Raw genomic sequence first — 15460 nt, 5'->3', positions numbered from 1 at the left:
AACAACGCATGACCAACCCAGCTGAGCGGCTCGTCGACCTGCTCGACCTGGAGCAGATCGAGGTCAACATCTTCCGGGGCCGCAGCCCGCAGGAGTCTTTGCAGCGGGTCTTCGGCGGCCAGGTGGCCGGCCAGGCGCTCGTCGCGGCGGGCCGCACCACCGAGGGCGACCGGCCCGTGCACTCGCTCCACGCGTACTTCCTGCGTCCGGGCCGCCCCGGCGTGCCCATCGTGTACCAGGTCGAACGGGTCCGCGACGGCCGGTCGTTCACCACGCGCCGCGTCACCGCCGTGCAGCAGGGCCGCACGATCTTCAATCTGACCGCCTCCTTCCACAAGCCCGAGGACGGGAGCTTCGAGCACCAGCTGCCGCCGGCGCGCGAGGTTCCCGATCCGGAGTCCCTGCCGACGATCGCCGACGAGGTCAAAGCCCATCTGGGTGCGCTGCCCGAGACGTTGGAGCTCATGGCGCGGCGCCAGCCCTTCGACATCCGGTACGTGGACCGGCTGCGCTGGTCACCCGAGGACATCGAGAGCGCCGAGCCGCGCAGCGCGGTGTGGATGCGCGCGGTCGGGCCCCTCGGCGACGACCCGCTCGTGCACACCTGCGCTCTCACGTACGCGAGCGACATGACCCTCCTCGATGCCGTGCGCATCCCCGTGGAACCGCTGTGGGGGCAGCGCGGTTTCGACATGGCCTCGCTCGACCACGCCATGTGGTTCCACCGTCCCTTCCGTGCGGACGAGTGGTTCCTGTACGACCAGGAGTCCCCGATCGCGACGGGCGGCCGCGGTCTGGCGCGCGGCCGGATCTACGACGCCGATGGACACCTCCTCGTGTCCGTGGTGCAAGAGGGCCTCTTCCGGAAGCTCGGGGAGTGACCGGATCCGACCGGGACGCGTCGCTCGCCCGGGCCGTGCGGCTGCGCCAGGACGGCCTGCGCGAGGAGGCCCGCGAGCGGCTCGTCGAGCTGTCAGACCGGTTTCCCGACGACGCCGAGATCGCGTACCAGACAGCCTGGGTCCACGACGCCCTCGGACTCGAGGCGGATGCCGTTCCGTACTACGTGCGGGCACTCGCCGGCTCCGGTCTCGGTGCGGACGACCGGCGTGGCGCTCTGCTCGGTCTGGGCAGCACGTACCGCACTCTGGGCCGCTACCCGGAGGCGGTCGCCACGCTGAGCGGCGGCGTCACCGAGTTCCCGGAGGACCATGCCCTCCAGACGTTCCTGGCCATGGCCCTGTACAACATGGGCCGCGCGCACGACGGGATGCGGCTGCTGCTGACCGTTCTCGCGGCGACGAGCGGCGATCCTGACCTCATCACGTACCGGCCGGCCATCGAGCACTACGCCAAGGATCTCGACGCCACGGATCTCAACGCCACGGATCTCGACGCCACCGACCTCGACACCACAGGTATCGACGCCGTCGAGTAGGCCCGCGCTTGCGAACTGCCGCTTCCGCAGGCCCGGTTCAGGCTCCTCTGCGGCGGAGCCAACCGAACAGTCCGCGCGATGGGCGGGGTGGCTCGGCCTCAACCGCACATTGCTCGCCCGTCACGATCGCCCCTCCCGCCGGCGCGGCATCCGGCTCCGGCAAGGCCACTCCTTTTGAGTGCGTGGTCGGCGCGAGCGGTTCTTGGTGCGCGGCGACGGGAGTGCGCGCGTTCGGTCGCGGCGCTGGCCGCAGGCGTCGCGCCTCCACCAGGCTGAGCAGCAGGCTCGCCCTGAGCCAGCTGATCTCGTGCGGGTCGTCCGCTGTCATGATGCGCTCGGCGATGCGTGCCGATGGCGAGTCGGGCGCCCCGTGTCCGGTCGACTCGGGCCGCAGTTTGCTCAGATAGCCGCGCTCGTACGGGCACTTGACGAGTTCCAGGACCGTCACCGGGTCCAGGAGGGACGCGACGGCGGCGGCGCGCTCCCATGCGTCGGTGCTCTGCCCGAGTAGCTGGCCCGCGTGCCGCGACCGCCAGTTCCGGGGCCGTAGGTCGATGCCCGCGTCGAGGCGGGCGCGCATTCGGTCGGGTGCGCGTCCCGTCATCAGCGGTGCGTTGACCTCGGCTGCCGCGAACTCCCGCAGCTCTTCGGCGAGATAGAGCCAGACCACGGCTCGGTACCGGTTCAAGTAGAAGCGGACCGGCGTCAGCATTCCCGCGCGGGCGAGACGGGTGAACCTGGCCGTGGTGATGTCCATGAGGGTCGCGCCTTCGGTGGTCCCCACAGCCCGGACGTGCTCCCGCAGCGAATCCGGGAAGCCCGCGGTGTCACGCACCCGCTCGATCTCCTCGCGGGCCACGCGGCGGCGCCCGCCGTCGGCGGCCGGTACGGTGCGGACGCGTCCGAGTCGTACCGCCAGCTCGAACTCGCCCCGTTTCAGTCCCAGTTCGCGAGCTGCCCTGCTCTGCGCGAGCGAGGCGGCAGGTACGCGCGTGGCCGGTGTCGTGATGGTGTTGCCACCCATGTCTGATCTCCCCCGTGAGTCGTGATCGCTCCCGGGAAAAACCGTAGCCCGAATCCCGCCCGCGCCGCTGAGCCTGTGGATAACTCTGATCGGCCTGACGTTTGCGCAGGTCAGGATCCTTCTGCTCGGCGGGCTCCCACGCCGAGGTGCTCGCCGACCCGATTGACGAGCAGCGTCATCTCGTAGGCGACCTGGCCGATGTCGGCCTCGGCCGAGCTGAGGACGCACAGGCAGCTGCCGTCGCCCGCCGCCGTCACGAAAAGTACGGCGTCGTCGAACTCGACCATCGTCTGCCGGACACCACCGGCACCGAAGTGCCGCCCGGATCCCTTGGCCAGGCTGTGCAGACCGGACGACACGGCCGCCAGATGCTCGGCGTCCTCCCGCCTGAGGTCGCTGCTCGCTCCGGTGACCAGACCGTCGTTGGACAGGACGAGAGCGTGGCGCACATGTTCGACACGCTCTGTCAGGTCGTCCAGCAGCCAGCCGAGCCCCTCGTTGTCCGCCATGATCCCGACTCCCCCATTCCCGATCGCTCCCCTACCCGGAGGATCTGTCTCGCCAGCCTTCCCCACGCCCGGCGTCTCGGCAAGCAGGATGACCCCATGGCACACAAGATGACCGATGAGGAATGGCGGGCGTTCGTCTCCGAGGGGACCCGTACCGCCAAGCTGTCCACCGTGCGGCCCGACGGCAGCCCGCACATCGCGCCTGTCTGGTTCGTCCTCGACGGCGAGGATCTCGTGTTCAACACCGGCAAGGACACCGTGAAGGGCCGCAATCTCGCCCGGGACAACCGGGTGGCCCTGTGCGTGGACGACGAACGACCGCCGTTCTCCTTCACCGTGATCGAGGGACGCGCCGAACTCGTCGAGGAACTGGGACAGTTGCGGGACTCGGCCACCAGGATCGGCGCGCGGTACATGGGCGAGGACCGCGCCCAGGAGTTCGGCGAGCGCAACGGCGTGCCCGGCGAGCTCCTGGTGCGCGTGCGGATCGAGAAGGTCGTGGCCCTCGCGGGGCTCACCGACTGACGGCGTCGCACCTCAGCCCACGGAGTCGAGGAGCCGGGCGGTGTGCATCCGCCCGGCGTACTCGACGAGCCGGATCAGCACCTCCTTTCCCGAGTCACGGTCGCGGGCGTCGCACAGCACGACGGGTGTCCCGCGGTCCAGGTCGAGGGCACGCGACACCTCAAGGGCACCGTAAGAACGGGCGTTCGTGAAGCAGTTGACCGCCACCACGAACGGGATGTGGCGGTGCTCGAAGTAGTCCACGGCGGGGAAGCTGTCCTCGAGCCGGCGGGTGTCCGCGAGGACGACGGCGCCCAGCGCGCCCTGCGAGAGTTCGTCCCAGAGGAACCAGAAACGGTCCTGGCCCGGCGTGCCGAACAGGTAGAGCGAGAGGTCGGAGCGGATGGTGATGCGGCCGAAGTCCATGGCGACGGTCGTCGTGGTCTTGCGCTCCACGGCTCCGGTGTCGTCCACGTTCTGGCCGAGCTCGCTGAGCAGTTCCTCGGTGCGCAGCGGTCGGATCTCGCTCACGGCGCCGACCAGGGTGGTCTTGCCCACCCCGAATCCGCCCGCGACCAGGATCTTCAGAGCCAGGGCGGAGTTGTCGGCGTTCGTCTCTTCAGAGGGCTCGGAGGCCATCGATGACTTCCCTCAAGATCTTTTCGTCGGGTAGCTGAGCGGGCGGCACGGGTCGGCTGACCTTGACGCAACCCATGTCGAGAAGGTCGCCCAGGAGCACCCTGACCACCCCTACGGGGAGGTCGGTGCCCGCGGCGAGTTCGGCGACCGACTGCGTCTCGGCGCGGCACAGCTCGATGAGCGCCCTGTGCTCGGGGCCGAGCGCCGTGTCGTCGTCCTTGCCGGGCGCGGCGTCGTCGAGCTTGACGAGTGCGATCAGGTCGAAACGCACCCCTCTGGGCCCGGGTGAGGTGCGCCCGCCGGTCATCGCGTAGGGGCGGACCAGGGGCCCGGCCTCGTTGTCGTACCACTGGCTGCCCGACCGGTCCGGGTTGCCCCGCCCCTGGTCGTCTCTGTGCCCGTGATCGTTCATCGTCGTGGCCGTCCGGTCATCCGGCGGCGGGCGGCTGCGCGGCGAACCGCGATGGGGTGTAGAGGTGTTCGCCGACTCGCTTGACCATGCGGGCCATCTCATAGGCAACGAGGCCGATGTCGGCGTCGGCCGTGCTGAGGACGGCGAGGCAGGAACCGTCGCCCGCGGCCGCGACGAAGAGGAAGCCGTCGTCCATCTCGACCATGGTCTGGCGGACGCCGCCCGCTCCGAAGTGACGGCCGGCCCCCTTGGCGAGGCTGTGGAAGCCGGAGGCGACGGCGGCCAGGTGTTCGGCGTCCTCGCGGCCGAGACCGCTGGACGCGCCGACGGCGAGCCCGTCGTTGGACAGGACGACCGCGTGCCTCAGCTCGGCCACGCGCTGCACCAGGTCGTCGAGGAGCCAGTCGAGTTCTCCGGACCGGGGCGCGGCGCCCGTGGTGGGGTCCTGGATCATGTGGGATCTCCTTCGGTGCTTTCGCTGCCGGACACGGGTCCTGAGCCGGCTCCTGGTGGGCGGCCGCCGCCCCGGACCCAGCCGTCACGGAAGGCCGCCATGCGCTGCCGTGCCTGTTCGGGCGTCCGTGCGTCGGGTTCCTGGTGCTGTGCGGCGCCGTTCTGCTCCTCGGGCCGCTCGCGCAGTTGGGGCGCGAGGCTCGCCTGCCGCACCCGCTTGGGCAGTCCGTCCGGTGCTGCGTCGTCGGTGTCGTCGGTGTTGTTCGCGGGCTGCCTGTGCAGGCGCAGGGCGGTGACTCCCGGGGGCGGTGGGGCGTCGTGAGCCGTGTCGGCGTCCGGCACGGCGTGTACGGCGGCGGCGATTGCGGGGCGCGGCCCCTGGGCGGGCACGGAGTTGCCGTTCATGTGGGCTGCTTCCGGGTCGGGCACGCGCGCGTAGTGGTGCTCCGTCGCGTGTTCCTGGGTGGTGTCCGCCCGTTCCGGGGTTCCGGCGTGCAGCAGGGGTGTGGGCAGCAGGACGACCGTGGTGGTGCCGCCGTAGGGCGAGGTGCGCAGGTGCACCTTGATGCCGTGGCGGTGGGCGAGCCGGCTGACCACGAAGAGCCCGAGCCGGTCGCTGTCGAACAGGTCGAGCGCTTCGGAGTGGGCGATGCGGTTGTTGGCCTCGGCGAGGGTCTCCTTGCCCATGCCGAGGCCCCGGTCCTCGATCTCCAGGGCGTAGCCGTTTCCGACGGGTTCGCCGCTGACCCGCACCTTGGTGTGCGGTGGGGAGAACTGGGCGGCGTTCTCGACGAGTTCGGCCAGGAGATGGGTGAGGTCGGCGACCGCCGCGCCCTGCACGGAGGCGGCGGGCAGTTGCCGTACCTCCACGCGCGCGTAGTCCTCGATTTCGGAGACGGCCGCGCGGACCACGTTGGTCAGCGAGACGGGGGTGCGCCAGGCGCGGCCCGGGGCGGCTCCGGAGAGGATGATCAGGCTTTCCGCGTGGCGCCTCATGCGGGTCGTGAGGTGGTCGAGACGGAAGAGGTCGCTGAGTTCGTTCGGGTCCTCGGCCCTGCGCTCCATGGTGTCGAGGAGGCCGAGCTGACGGTGTACGAGGACCTGGCTGCGGCGGGCGAGGTTGACGAAGACCCCGGAGATCCCGCTGGCGAGTTCCGCGCGTTCGGCGGCGGCGCGCAGGGCTGCCCTGTGCACCGTGCCGAGCGCCTCGGCGACCTGCCCGGTCTCGTCCTCGGCGGGAGGGCCTTCCGGCGCCTCGGCGCGGACGTCGATCTCCTCGCCGGCGCGCAGTTTCCGCATGGCGTGCGGAAGTTTGCGCCGGGCGATCTCCAGGGCGCTGTTGCGCAGGCTGATCAGTTCGATGACCAGGCCCCGGCCGATGCGTACGGAGATCACGAGGGAGGCGGCGACGGCCAGCAGGCCGAAGAGGACCGCGGCGCCTGCGGGCGTGAGCAGTCCGCGGGTGAACGGATCCGCCCGGACCCCGGCCGTGTGCGCCGCGTCCGTCTCTATCGAGCGGAACCGGTTCTGCACGATCGTGTGCGCGCTGTCCCAGGTGAGTGCGGGTGCCGCGGCGAGCGCAGCACTGCCGGGCCTGGCGGCGAGCGCCTTGTCCTCGACGGCGTGTACGTCGCCGTACGCGCTCCCCTCCACGAGATTGCGCCAGGCAGTCCGTTGCGGTGCCGGAAGGTCGGCGACCGCCGATTCGGCGAGGGTCCGCCGGGTGTCGACCGCTCCGGTGAACAGCCGCAGCCGTGCGCCGTCCAGAGAGCCAGCGAGCCGCGCGGCGGCGAGCAGGGAGTCCTCGCGGGCGAGCATCTCGCCGGACCGTGAGAACTCGAGCAGCACGCGCGCGTCGGAGCCGAGACGGTCGTCCTGGATCCCGGTCACCGCGCCGGTCACCGCGAACGCGGTGTCGATCGTCTTCGTGTACTGCCCGTACGCACCCTCCCAGCCGGTGCGTCGGCCGAGCACCGCGCTGCGCACGGAACGCAGCTTCTCGGCGCCGGTGACGAACACCGAGAGGCGCTCGCCGATCCGGGCGGGCAGATCGGCGCCGTCCGCGACGGTGTTGCCGTCGCCCAGGCGGAGCTTGGCCACGGCCTTGTCGGTCGCCGAGGCGCGCTTCCTGAGGTCGTCACCGCGGTCGCCCGCCGGCTTGGCGGCGTAGGCGACGGCGGCGGTGCGTTCGGCCTGGAGCGCGGCGACCGCGTCGGCGACCGGGCCGCGGACCGTGGCGTCGACCCGCTGCAACTGCCGCATGCGGGCGACGTCCTGGGCGGTGGTGACCGTCGCGTACGCCCACAGGGCGAGCAGCGAGACGACGGGCACCATCAGGAGGCACACGATCTTGGCGCGGACGGTGCGGGGCCGCAGTCCGCGGCCGCCCGCGCGCGTGGGAGGCACGGTCGGAGGGGACGGGTCGTCCGCTGCGTGGTCCTCTTCCGCGGGCGGTCCGGCGTGCGCGCGCCGTCCGCGCGCCGGGGGCGCGGGCTTGGGCGGCGCGCCGTTGATGGGGGTCCTCCGGGGTGTACGCATGGCCTCCTCGCTCGTGGTGCGCTCGTGGTGGGAAGGGTCGTGGCGCCGGTCCGCCGTCAGCGGGCGACGCTCTCGACGGGCCGCTGGGCCGACGCGGAGGCCTCGCGCTCCCCCGTGGTGGGTGACAGCGCGACGAACGCGGACGTCAGGAAGAGGTAGGACCCGAGGCCGACGGCGAGGGGGAAGATGAACTGCATCGCCGTGGCCCCGGGCAGGGCCGCTGCGGAGGACGCGACCTTCACGCTCACCGCCATCATTCCGGTGTAGTGCATGCTGCTCACCGCGCCGCCCATGACGAGGGAGGCGACCGCGACAGCGGCGGGCGACTTGATGTTGAGTCCGGCCCAGAGGGCGGCCGTCGCGGCGACGACGGCGATGGAGACGGAGAGCCCCACGAGCAGCGGGTCGTAGCGCACCTGGCCGTGCAGGCGCAACGCCGCCATGCCCAGGTAGTGCATGCTCGCGACGCCGAGTCCCGTGGTGAGCCCGCCGAGGGCGAGGGCGCGGTTGCGGTCGCGGCTGTAGCCGACGGCGAAGACGCCGACGCCCACGACGGCCACGGCGACGACCAGGCTGAGGACGGTGAGCGGCACGTCGTAGCGGATCTCCGTACCGGTGACGCCGAAGCCGAGCATCGCCACGAAGTGCATCGTCCAGATGCCCGTGCCGATCGCGGACGCCGCGGTGATCAGCCAGTTGCGCCGCGAACGGCCGGTGGCGCCGAGGGCGCGGACGGTGCAGCGCAGACCGAGCGCGGCGCCGATGGAGGCCATCACGTATGACAGCACGGGGGTAAGCCAGCCGAAGGTGGCGTGGTCCAGGTGTCCCATGGCTCCGGGACGCTAGACCTCTCGGGGGCGCACAACAGGGGCGCCTTTCGAAAGCTGCTGGAATATGACAGAGAGACGCACGTGAACGATCGCGTCAGGCTCGAACATGTGCACCGTCCGCGCATGCGGCGGTTTCGGTTCGCACCGGTTCTCATCGGTCGCATGCGGAGTTTTCGATCCCTCGCACCCGCCCACGCGCGCCGGCACGCGAGGGATCATGGAGTCATGAGCGACGACCACACGCACGTACAGGAGTTCTTCTCGGCCCGCGCGGCCCGCTGGGACACACGGTTCCCCGACGACGGTCCGCGCTTCGAGGCGGCCGTCGCCGGGCTGGGGCTCCGCGCGGGCGACCGGGTGCTCGACGCGGGATGCGGCACGGGACGCGCCCTGCCGGCGCTCAGGGACGCCGTGGGGCCTTCGGGGGCCGTACTCGGGGTCGACCTGACGCCCGCGATGCTGGAGGCCGCCGCGCGGGCGGGACGGGATCACGCCGGCTCGCTGATGCTCGCCGACGTGACGCGCCTGCCCGTACGGTCCCAGTCGCTCGACGCCGTCTTCGGTTCGGGACTTGTCGCACACCTGCCCCAACCCCAGGAGAATCTGAGGGAGTTGGCGAGGGTGGTGCGCCCGGGTGGACTCCTCGCGCTGTTCCACCCCATCGGGCGGGCGGCACTGGCCGCGCGACAGGGCCGCGAGCTCACCCCGGACGACCTGCGCGCCGAACCGAACCTCCGCTCGCTGCTGGCCGGTTCGGGCTGGCGGATGACGTCGTACGTGGATGAGGACGCCCGTTTCCTGGCGCTGGCGGAGCGCCGGGACTAACGCGTGCCGGGCGACGCGAGAGCGTGGTCCGCGACCGCCGCGGCGAAGGCCTCCGCGTTGTCGAACATGACGTTGTGCCCGGCGTCGGGCACGGTGCGCACGCGTACACCCGCGGCCTCGAGACCCGCGCGGTCCGCGAGTTCACCGCTGCGCGCGCCCTGCAGATACAGCCGGTCGATGTCCAGGTCCATGAGCATCCGCCGCATGGTGGGACGGGTGCCGTGGGCGAGTCCGACGGCGGTGCGGTGCAGGGCGAGGGGGTCCGCGAGGCGCATGGTGGCCGCCCACAGGGGACCGATCTTGGCGAGCACGCGCGCGTGGCCGACACCGTTGACGTACTCGTCCTCTCCGTAGGAGGCAATTCCGCTGCTGCCCTCCACGCGGGGAGGGTACGGGTCGAGGTTCGCCTCGGTGAGCACGAGCCGCGAGACGAGGCCGCGGCGCCGGTGGGCGAGAACAATCGCCACGGCGCCGCCCATGCTGTGCGCGACGAGCTCCACCCCGGACACGCCCGCCGCTTCAAGAGCGGCCGCCAGAGCATCGGCGTGGTCGTCCAGCGAGTACCCGAAGTCAGCGGGGCGGTCACTGATGCCGTGCCCCGGCAGATCGACGAACAGCGAACGCCGGCCCGCGAGTTCGGGCCTGCCGGCGATGTGCGCGTGGTAGACGGTCGAGGCCGACCCCAGCCCATGGACGTACACCAGCGGAGCCCCGTCCCCGTCGGCCTCGACCCAGCGGATACAGCTCCCCTGCGAGTCGAACCGGGCCTGCTTCATCATGCGCTCCCACTCCCTCTCCCCAGCAACCGCACAGCCCCGTCCTTGCGAGGCACTCCGCAGAGCATACATCGGTGCCGATGTATTACTAGACCGATGTACAACGAACCCGGAGGGAGTGCGGCACAATGGAGGCATGCTGGAACTCGCCATCCTCGGCTTCCTCTACGACGCGCCCCTGCACGGATACGAGCTGCGCAAACGGATCACGGCACTGACCGGCCACGTGCGGCCCGTCGCCGAGAGCACGCTCTATCCGGCGATCAAGCGTCTGGAGAAGGCGGGCCTGCTCACCCGCGAGACGCAGCCGGGATCGGTCGCGGCACAGCGCCACGTCCTCAACCTCACGGCAGCGGGCCGGGAGGAGCTCCGCGGCAGGCTGGCGGAGCCCGGCCGGGTCGACATCACGGACGAGAACCGCTGGTTCACGGTCCTCGCGTTCCTGCGACACCTCGACGACCCGGCGGCGCAGGCGACCGTGCTCGCGCGCAGGCTGGCGTTCCTGGAGGAACCGGCCAGCTTCTTCTACGAAGGTGAACGACCCCTGCATGCAGAGGAGTTGGACGACCCGTTCCGCCGCGGCATCCTCACCATCGCCCGCGCGACCAGCCGGGCCGAACTGGCCTGGCTGCGCTCCACCCTGACGGACTTGCGGGGTCGCGCGGAGACAAAACCCTTCTGACGCTCGAACTCCCGCTCTACGTTGAAGATGTGACGCACCGTCGCACACCACGCAGGGGGAAGGTGGCGTACATGTTCGACAGACTCCGCAAGGCCTTGGCCGCACGGACACCGGCCGGCGCGAGCATCGCGACGCCGCCGCGCAAGCGGCCGCCCAACCTCTTCGAGGCGGCGGCCACCTATGTGTCGGCCTCCGTCGAGGACGACGAGGACAGGCTCGCCGAGGCCGCGACCTGGGTGTCTCCGGAGGCACTGACGTTCGGCATCAACGAACTCGCGTGCCGCGCGGTCGTCGCGCTCGCGCGGGAACGCGACGAATCGCCCGACGCGGTGGCACGGGCGCTGCTCGGCCTGCCCGCCGCCACCTGACCCGCGACTCCCGTCGGCCCTCCACGGGAGGCACACGAATTGCGCACGGGATCTTGGCATGGTCCACCCACTGGGCGCCACACCGGGTCCCCGGGGAGAATTTCCAGCTCAACGCCCTCGACGATCTCCACCGCGACTGGTTAGGGTGCGCCGACAGACGAAGCTAAGGGGAGGCTGGCATGGCCGGGACGGACGACGCGGTCGCCGCCGGGGACGACGCGCTGTACGTACTGACGGCGGTGTTGCTGACCCCTGCGAAGTTCCCCAGTGTGCTCGGGGACGACTACCCGGAGGCATGCGCCACCCTCGGGCTCGCACCCCTCGCCGACGGGTACGGACTCGTGCTCGGGCAGGACGGGGCGGGGGCGCGCTGGACCGTCATCATTGACGACGTGTCCCTGGTCGCCGTCGCCATCGCGTCCTGGGACTGCGGCATGGAGTACGAGTTGTCGCCCGACGAGGGGACGGTGGTCTCGGCCCTGCCGGGGTGGCCGCTCGCCCTGTCCGTGTCCGCGCCGGGCGTCCCGGACCCGCACGACCCGGAACACGACCCCGAGATCATGGACGGTCCGCCACTCACTCCGCCGAACACGGAGACGTGGGGACCGGCCCAACGCCGCCTCGGTGCCGACGAGATCGCCCTCCAGTGGGCGTCCTGGCGGGAGCAGATCGACGACAGTGCGTTTCTGACGGACGACGTGGGCGACGTGGGCGGCGCCTCCGGTGCGGAGGAGCCAGACGGCACGAACGCCGACGGACCCGACGCCGACACCACGGCCCCCACCACCACCGATTCCGACGCCACGGCCACCGCCACGGCCACCGCCTCCGGAAGCGACACCGAGGCGCAGAGCACCCGCGCCCCGCACGCCGGCATCCGGAGGGTCCTCGCCGAGGTGCGCGCCTACGTGGACAGCCCTCCGCCCCTGGGCCGTGTCCGGTCGGCGTTCGCGTCCGGCGATGCCCGGACGCTTCGGGCCGACGGTCCCGGCTGGTCGATGGTGGCCCGGACGGACGACATCGCGTTCGTGCTCCTGGACGACGAGCCCGGTGAGGTGCTGCCCGTGGGGCGGGGCCCCGAACTGCCCGGCCTCCTGGAAGCGCTCGACAAGATGGCCGTGCGACCCTCCTGACCCCTCCCGCAGCGAGCCACCCGGCCCGCTGCGCGCAGGCCGCCCCATAACTCCCCGCCCCACATACCGCTCCCCTCCCCCATGTGGCGCCGGCCCATGGCCCGGTGACTGGTCCCGCCCGCACGATGGCCCCGCTCGTCACCCTTGCCGGTCCCTCGTCGTCGCGGAGGCTCACCATGCACGTGTCCGGAACAGTCCCCCTCTTTGCCACGGCTCTGCTGGCGCTGGCCGCCTCGGGCCCGGTGCCCGCGGGGGCCGCCGTGGAGAGCGGCGGAGGCGGGGCGCACTGCGCGCGCCAGGAGCGGGTGCACGTCCCGGGTGCCGCCCTTCAACAGAGCGCCTGCCTGGACGACTTGACGACTGCGGCTCTGGCCGGAACCCCGTACACCGACACCGCCGACCAGGCGGGCCTCACCGCGAAGGGGACCCGCAACCCGTCCGGCGTCCCCGGTTCGCAGATCGACGGGTACTTCCCGGACGACTCCACGTCTAACGCGACGCACGGCTGGCAGCACGATGCCCAGTTCGTGATCAGGCTGCCCGACCACTGGAACGGCGGCCTCGTGGTGACCGGCTCACCCGGCAACCGTAAGCAGTACTCGACGGACGCGGCGATCTCCGACCGTGTCCTGGCCCAGGGATACGCCTACGCGGCGACCGACAAGGGCAACACCGGCCCTGACTTCTACCGTGACGGAAAGCGTCCCGGCGACGCGATCGCCGAGTGGAACAACCGGACCACCCAACTCACCAGAGCGGCGAAGAAGGCCGTGGCCCAGCGCTACGGGCGGGCTCCGCGGCGGACCTACATGACCGGCATCTCCAACGCCGGTTATCTGACGCGCTGGCAGCTGGAGAACCATCCCGAGCTGTACGACGGAGGCGTGGACTGGGAGGGCACCCTCTGGACCGCGGACGGCCCGAACCTGCTCACCTCACTGCCGACCGCCGTCGCCTACGGGCTCGGGAAGGCCGACGCCGACGATCTGTACCGCGCGGGCTTCGCGCGCGGGACGGAATTCCTGTGGGCCTACCACCAGAAGGCCTACTGGGGGATCACGCAGAAGATCTACCGCGCCGAGTTCGACCCCTCGTACGACTCCAAGTGCCCTGGCCCATCAGCGGGTTCGACGACGGACGAGCTGCTAGCTCCGTGTGCGTCCGACGCCTCCTACGACTATGCGGCACGCCCCGCCTCGGTCCACCGGGCCGTCGCACGGGTCGCGCTGAGCGGGCGGATCGGCAAGCCGCTGATCACGCTCCAGGGCGACCTGGACACCCTGCTGCCGATCGCGGCCGACGCCGATGTCTACGGACGGATGGTCGACGATCGGGGGCGCGGCCGCCTGCACCGCTCGTACACCGTGCAGGACGGCACGCACACCGATGGCCTCTACGACACCTATCCCGACCGGCTGCGGCCCGTGCTGCCCTGCTACCGGTCCGCGTTCGACGTGCTCACCGCGTGGGTGGAGGACGGCGCGCGGCCGCCGGCCGACCACACGATCGCCAGGCCGGCGAGCGGCGACGTCGTCAACAGCTGCTCGGCGACGGCAGTGGCAGCCGCCGCCCGCCCGTAACACCGCCCGTCGTCAGCGGCCGATCTCCCTGCGTGAGGCGCGGCGGAGCCTGCGCCGCTGGGAGGGGTCCAGCGCCAGGTAGGCCGCCGCGGGCACCCCGAGCATGATCAGGAGTGACGCCCACCAGGGCAGCCAGATCAACAGGATGAGTCCGGCCGCCACACCTCCTGCGGCGATCTTCGCGTTCCTCGACATGTCCGTCGCCTCCTTCGGGGGCTGCAAACCGCCCTCGCCATGAGAGGCGGGCCCCCGCCTCTACTCTCTGAAACGGACTCGCGGCCCGGGCGGTTCCTGTTCACGACCCTGAGACACCCCTGAGCCTTCACCCTGACGCACCCCTGAGCCCCGCGCAGCTCCGGAGCACACGCGCCCCTGGGCCCCGCGCAGCCCCAGGCAGGACGCACGCCGTGAGCCCCGGGCGAGGAACCCGGGGCTCAGGGCTGTGCAGGGGCGACCGGACCCTGCCCGGACAGTGCCTCACTCCATGCGCAGCGGCTCCCCGACCTCGTACATGTGGCGCAGGGCTTGCCGGTAGGAGTCGACGAGCCCGGTCTCGGTGAAGGGGATGCCCAGGTCGCGGCAGTGGGCCTTGACGAGGGGCTGGGCCAGGCGCAGGTGGGGGCGGGGCATGCTCGGGAAGAGGTGGTGCTCGATCTGGTAGTTGAGGCCGCCGAGGAACCAGTCGGTCAGTGCGCCGCCCTTGATGTTGCGGGAGGTGAGGACCTGCCGGCGCAGGTGGCCCCAGCGTTCGCCGTCCGGGTCGGGCATCTCCATGCCCTTGTGGTTCGGCGCGAAGGCCATACCGAGGTGAAGGCCGAACAGTGCCTGGTGGATCGCCGCGAAGGCGAGGGCGTGGCCGAGCGGCATGGTGGTCAGGAGCAGGGTCACGTAGCCGACGACGTGGGCGACGAGGAGCAGTCCCTCCACGGCCCGCTCGCGCGGGGACTGGCGGCGCAGGTCCTGGAAGCCGGACAGCTTCAGGGCGAGGCCCTCCAGGAGGGTCAGCGGGAAGAACAGCCAGGCCTGGTTGCGGGTGAGCCAGCGGCGGAACCCTGAACGGGTCGCGGCCTGCTTGCTCGTGAAGACGAGGACGTCGGCGGCCACGTCGGGGTCCTTGTCGATGTGGTTGGGGTTGGCGTGGTGCCGGTTGTGCTTGTCGTTCCACCATCTGTAGCTCATGCCGAGCAGGAGATTGCCGTGGATGAGCCCGATGACCCGGCTCACGGCGCGGTTCCCTGTAATCTGCGCGTGGCCGGCGTCGTGCCCCACGAAGGCGGTGCGCGCGCAGAGCACCGCGAGGACCGGCGCGAGCGCGAGGACCCACCAGGATCCGCCGATGAGGGCCATGCCCGTGCCGACGGCGCCGAGGGACAGTGCGTTCAGCGCGATGTTGCGCACGTACCAGCCGGCGCGCCGCTCCAGGAGATCCTGGCTCTTGACGGTGCGCAGCAACGGCGTGAACTCGCTTCCTTGCGGCTGCGTCCCGGCCGCTCCTGAGGAATGGTCCACTACGGGTTCGACGGCCAGGGTCATGGCGAGGTCTCCGGTCTCTGGGCATGGCGGTGGGCGTGGTGAGGGGGAGGGGAGAGGCGTACTGTCGGGACGCCCTGCTCACGAGACGGCCCGACCTCAACAAACCTAGGAATCGGCGGCCTTGGGCACCATGAGGCCACCACCCGACCGAGCGCGGGGGTAGCACCGCTCTCTAAGGGGGGCTACCTACACCCCTTTCGAGAGGGAGTGACCGGC

General features: G+C 71.3%; 18 protein-coding genes. 8 read left to right on the top strand and 10 right to left on the bottom strand.

What is annotated here, in order from left to right; genetic code table 11:
- Nucleotides 1-8 precede the first annotated feature (8 nt).
- A complete protein-coding gene (locus OG456_RS31830) occupies nucleotides 9-881 on the top strand; it encodes an acyl-CoA thioesterase II (protein ID WP_116500201.1) in 873 nt (290 codons plus the stop codon).
- Nucleotides 878-1438: a tetratricopeptide repeat protein gene (locus tag OG456_RS31825; protein ID WP_266567008.1), complete on the top strand. Its 561-nt coding sequence runs from the start codon at nucleotides 878-880 to the stop codon at nucleotides 1436-1438. The genes OG456_RS31830 and OG456_RS31825 overlap by 4 nt, the downstream gene beginning before the upstream one ends.
- Before the next feature lie 37 nt (nucleotides 1439-1475).
- Here the strand turns inward: OG456_RS31825 and OG456_RS31820 are convergent, their stop codons facing one another.
- Together OG456_RS31820 and OG456_RS31815 are read right to left on the bottom strand one after the other, a co-directional pair.
- On the bottom strand, nucleotides 1476-2462 hold the full coding sequence (locus tag OG456_RS31820; protein ID WP_266567006.1) for a DUF6397 family protein: 987 nt from the start codon (nucleotides 2460-2462) through the stop codon (nucleotides 1476-1478).
- A gap of 110 nt (nucleotides 2463-2572) precedes the next feature.
- Entirely contained in the window at nucleotides 2573-2971 is a 399-nt protein-coding gene (locus tag OG456_RS31815) for a roadblock/LC7 domain-containing protein (protein ID WP_116500198.1), read from the bottom strand.
- 96 nt (nucleotides 2972-3067) lie between these two features.
- On the opposite strand from OG456_RS31815, the gene OG456_RS31810 reads away from it, so the two are divergent.
- Nucleotides 3068-3496, top strand: coding sequence for a PPOX class F420-dependent oxidoreductase (locus OG456_RS31810; RefSeq protein WP_266567003.1), 429 nt, complete (start codon nucleotides 3068-3070; stop codon nucleotides 3494-3496).
- A gap of 12 nt (nucleotides 3497-3508) precedes the next feature.
- Here OG456_RS31810 and OG456_RS31805 read toward each other — a convergent pair whose 3' ends face one another.
- Genes OG456_RS31805 through OG456_RS31785 form a run of 5 tightly spaced genes read right to left on the bottom strand, consistent with a single transcriptional unit; the run spans nucleotide 3509 to nucleotide 8347 of the window.
- The gene (locus OG456_RS31805) at nucleotides 3509-4114 is read right to left on the bottom strand and encodes an ATP/GTP-binding protein (RefSeq protein ID WP_266567001.1); all 606 of its coding nucleotides are present in this window, start codon (nucleotides 4112-4114) and stop codon (nucleotides 3509-3511) included.
- Nucleotides 4095-4526: a DUF742 domain-containing protein gene (locus OG456_RS31800; protein ID WP_266566999.1), complete on the bottom strand. Its 432-nt coding sequence runs from the start codon at nucleotides 4524-4526 to the stop codon at nucleotides 4095-4097. Before OG456_RS31800 ends, OG456_RS31805 begins: the two co-directional genes overlap by 20 nt.
- 16 nt (nucleotides 4527-4542) lie before the next feature.
- Nucleotides 4543-4980 (bottom strand): roadblock/LC7 domain-containing protein, encoded by a 438-nt coding sequence (locus OG456_RS31795; protein ID WP_266566997.1) that lies wholly within the window; start codon nucleotides 4978-4980, stop codon nucleotides 4543-4545.
- A complete protein-coding gene (locus OG456_RS31790) occupies nucleotides 4977-7517 on the bottom strand; it encodes an ATP-binding protein (protein WP_266566996.1) in 2541 nt (846 codons plus the stop codon). Before OG456_RS31790 ends, OG456_RS31795 begins: the two co-directional genes overlap by 4 nt.
- 56 nt (nucleotides 7518-7573) lie before the next feature.
- Nucleotides 7574-8347 (bottom strand): MHYT domain-containing protein, encoded by a 774-nt coding sequence (locus OG456_RS31785; protein WP_266566994.1) that lies wholly within the window; start codon nucleotides 8345-8347, stop codon nucleotides 7574-7576.
- Between the two features lie 225 nt (nucleotides 8348-8572).
- Here OG456_RS31785 and OG456_RS31780 point away from each other — a divergent pair, with 225 nt between their 5' ends.
- Nucleotides 8573-9172 (top strand): class I SAM-dependent methyltransferase, encoded by a 600-nt coding sequence (locus OG456_RS31780; protein ID WP_266566992.1) that lies wholly within the window; start codon nucleotides 8573-8575, stop codon nucleotides 9170-9172.
- On the opposite strand, the gene OG456_RS31775 is transcribed toward OG456_RS31780, so the two are convergent.
- On the bottom strand, nucleotides 9169-9948 hold the full coding sequence (locus tag OG456_RS31775) for an alpha/beta fold hydrolase (RefSeq protein ID WP_266569499.1): 780 nt from the start codon (nucleotides 9946-9948) through the stop codon (nucleotides 9169-9171). The two genes, OG456_RS31780 and OG456_RS31775, sit on opposite strands and share 4 nt — an antisense overlap.
- Before the next feature lie 136 nt (nucleotides 9949-10084).
- Between OG456_RS31775 and OG456_RS31770 the strand changes: the two genes are divergently transcribed.
- The 4 genes from OG456_RS31770 (at nucleotide 10085) to OG456_RS31755 (ending at nucleotide 13711) form a co-directional block, all read left to right on the top strand.
- The gene (locus OG456_RS31770) at nucleotides 10085-10630 is read left to right on the top strand and encodes a PadR family transcriptional regulator (protein WP_266566990.1); all 546 of its coding nucleotides are present in this window, start codon (nucleotides 10085-10087) and stop codon (nucleotides 10628-10630) included.
- A gap of 71 nt (nucleotides 10631-10701) precedes the next feature.
- Nucleotides 10702-10998, top strand: a complete 297-nt coding sequence (locus OG456_RS31765; RefSeq protein WP_266566988.1) for a hypothetical protein — start codon at nucleotides 10702-10704, stop codon at nucleotides 10996-10998.
- Between the two features lie 179 nt (nucleotides 10999-11177).
- Complete coding sequence (locus tag OG456_RS31760; protein WP_266566986.1) at nucleotides 11178-12131, top strand: hypothetical protein; 954 nt, start codon at nucleotides 11178-11180, stop codon at nucleotides 12129-12131.
- Nucleotides 12132-12307: 176 nt separating this feature from the next.
- Nucleotides 12308-13711: a tannase/feruloyl esterase family alpha/beta hydrolase gene (locus OG456_RS31755; protein ID WP_266566984.1), complete on the top strand. Its 1404-nt coding sequence runs from the start codon at nucleotides 12308-12310 to the stop codon at nucleotides 13709-13711.
- A 12-nt stretch (nucleotides 13712-13723) separates the two neighbouring features.
- On the opposite strand, the gene OG456_RS31750 is transcribed toward OG456_RS31755, so the two are convergent.
- Nucleotides 13724-13906 carry a hypothetical protein gene (locus OG456_RS31750; RefSeq protein WP_266566982.1) on the bottom strand — a complete coding sequence of 61 codons (183 nt, stop codon included), beginning with the start codon at nucleotides 13904-13906 and terminating at the stop codon, nucleotides 13724-13726.
- A gap of 282 nt (nucleotides 13907-14188) precedes the next feature.
- Nucleotides 14189-15244, bottom strand: coding sequence for an acyl-CoA desaturase (locus OG456_RS31745; protein ID WP_266566980.1), 1056 nt, complete (start codon nucleotides 15242-15244; stop codon nucleotides 14189-14191).
- Nucleotides 15245-15460: the final 216 nt, after the last annotated feature.

The sequence above is a fragment of the Streptomyces sp. NBC_01446 genome, assembly GCF_026340095.1.
Lineage (GTDB): Bacteria > Actinomycetota > Actinomycetes > Streptomycetales > Streptomycetaceae > Streptomyces > Streptomyces aureus.
This window is presented reverse-complemented; position numbering and strand designations above follow the sequence as displayed.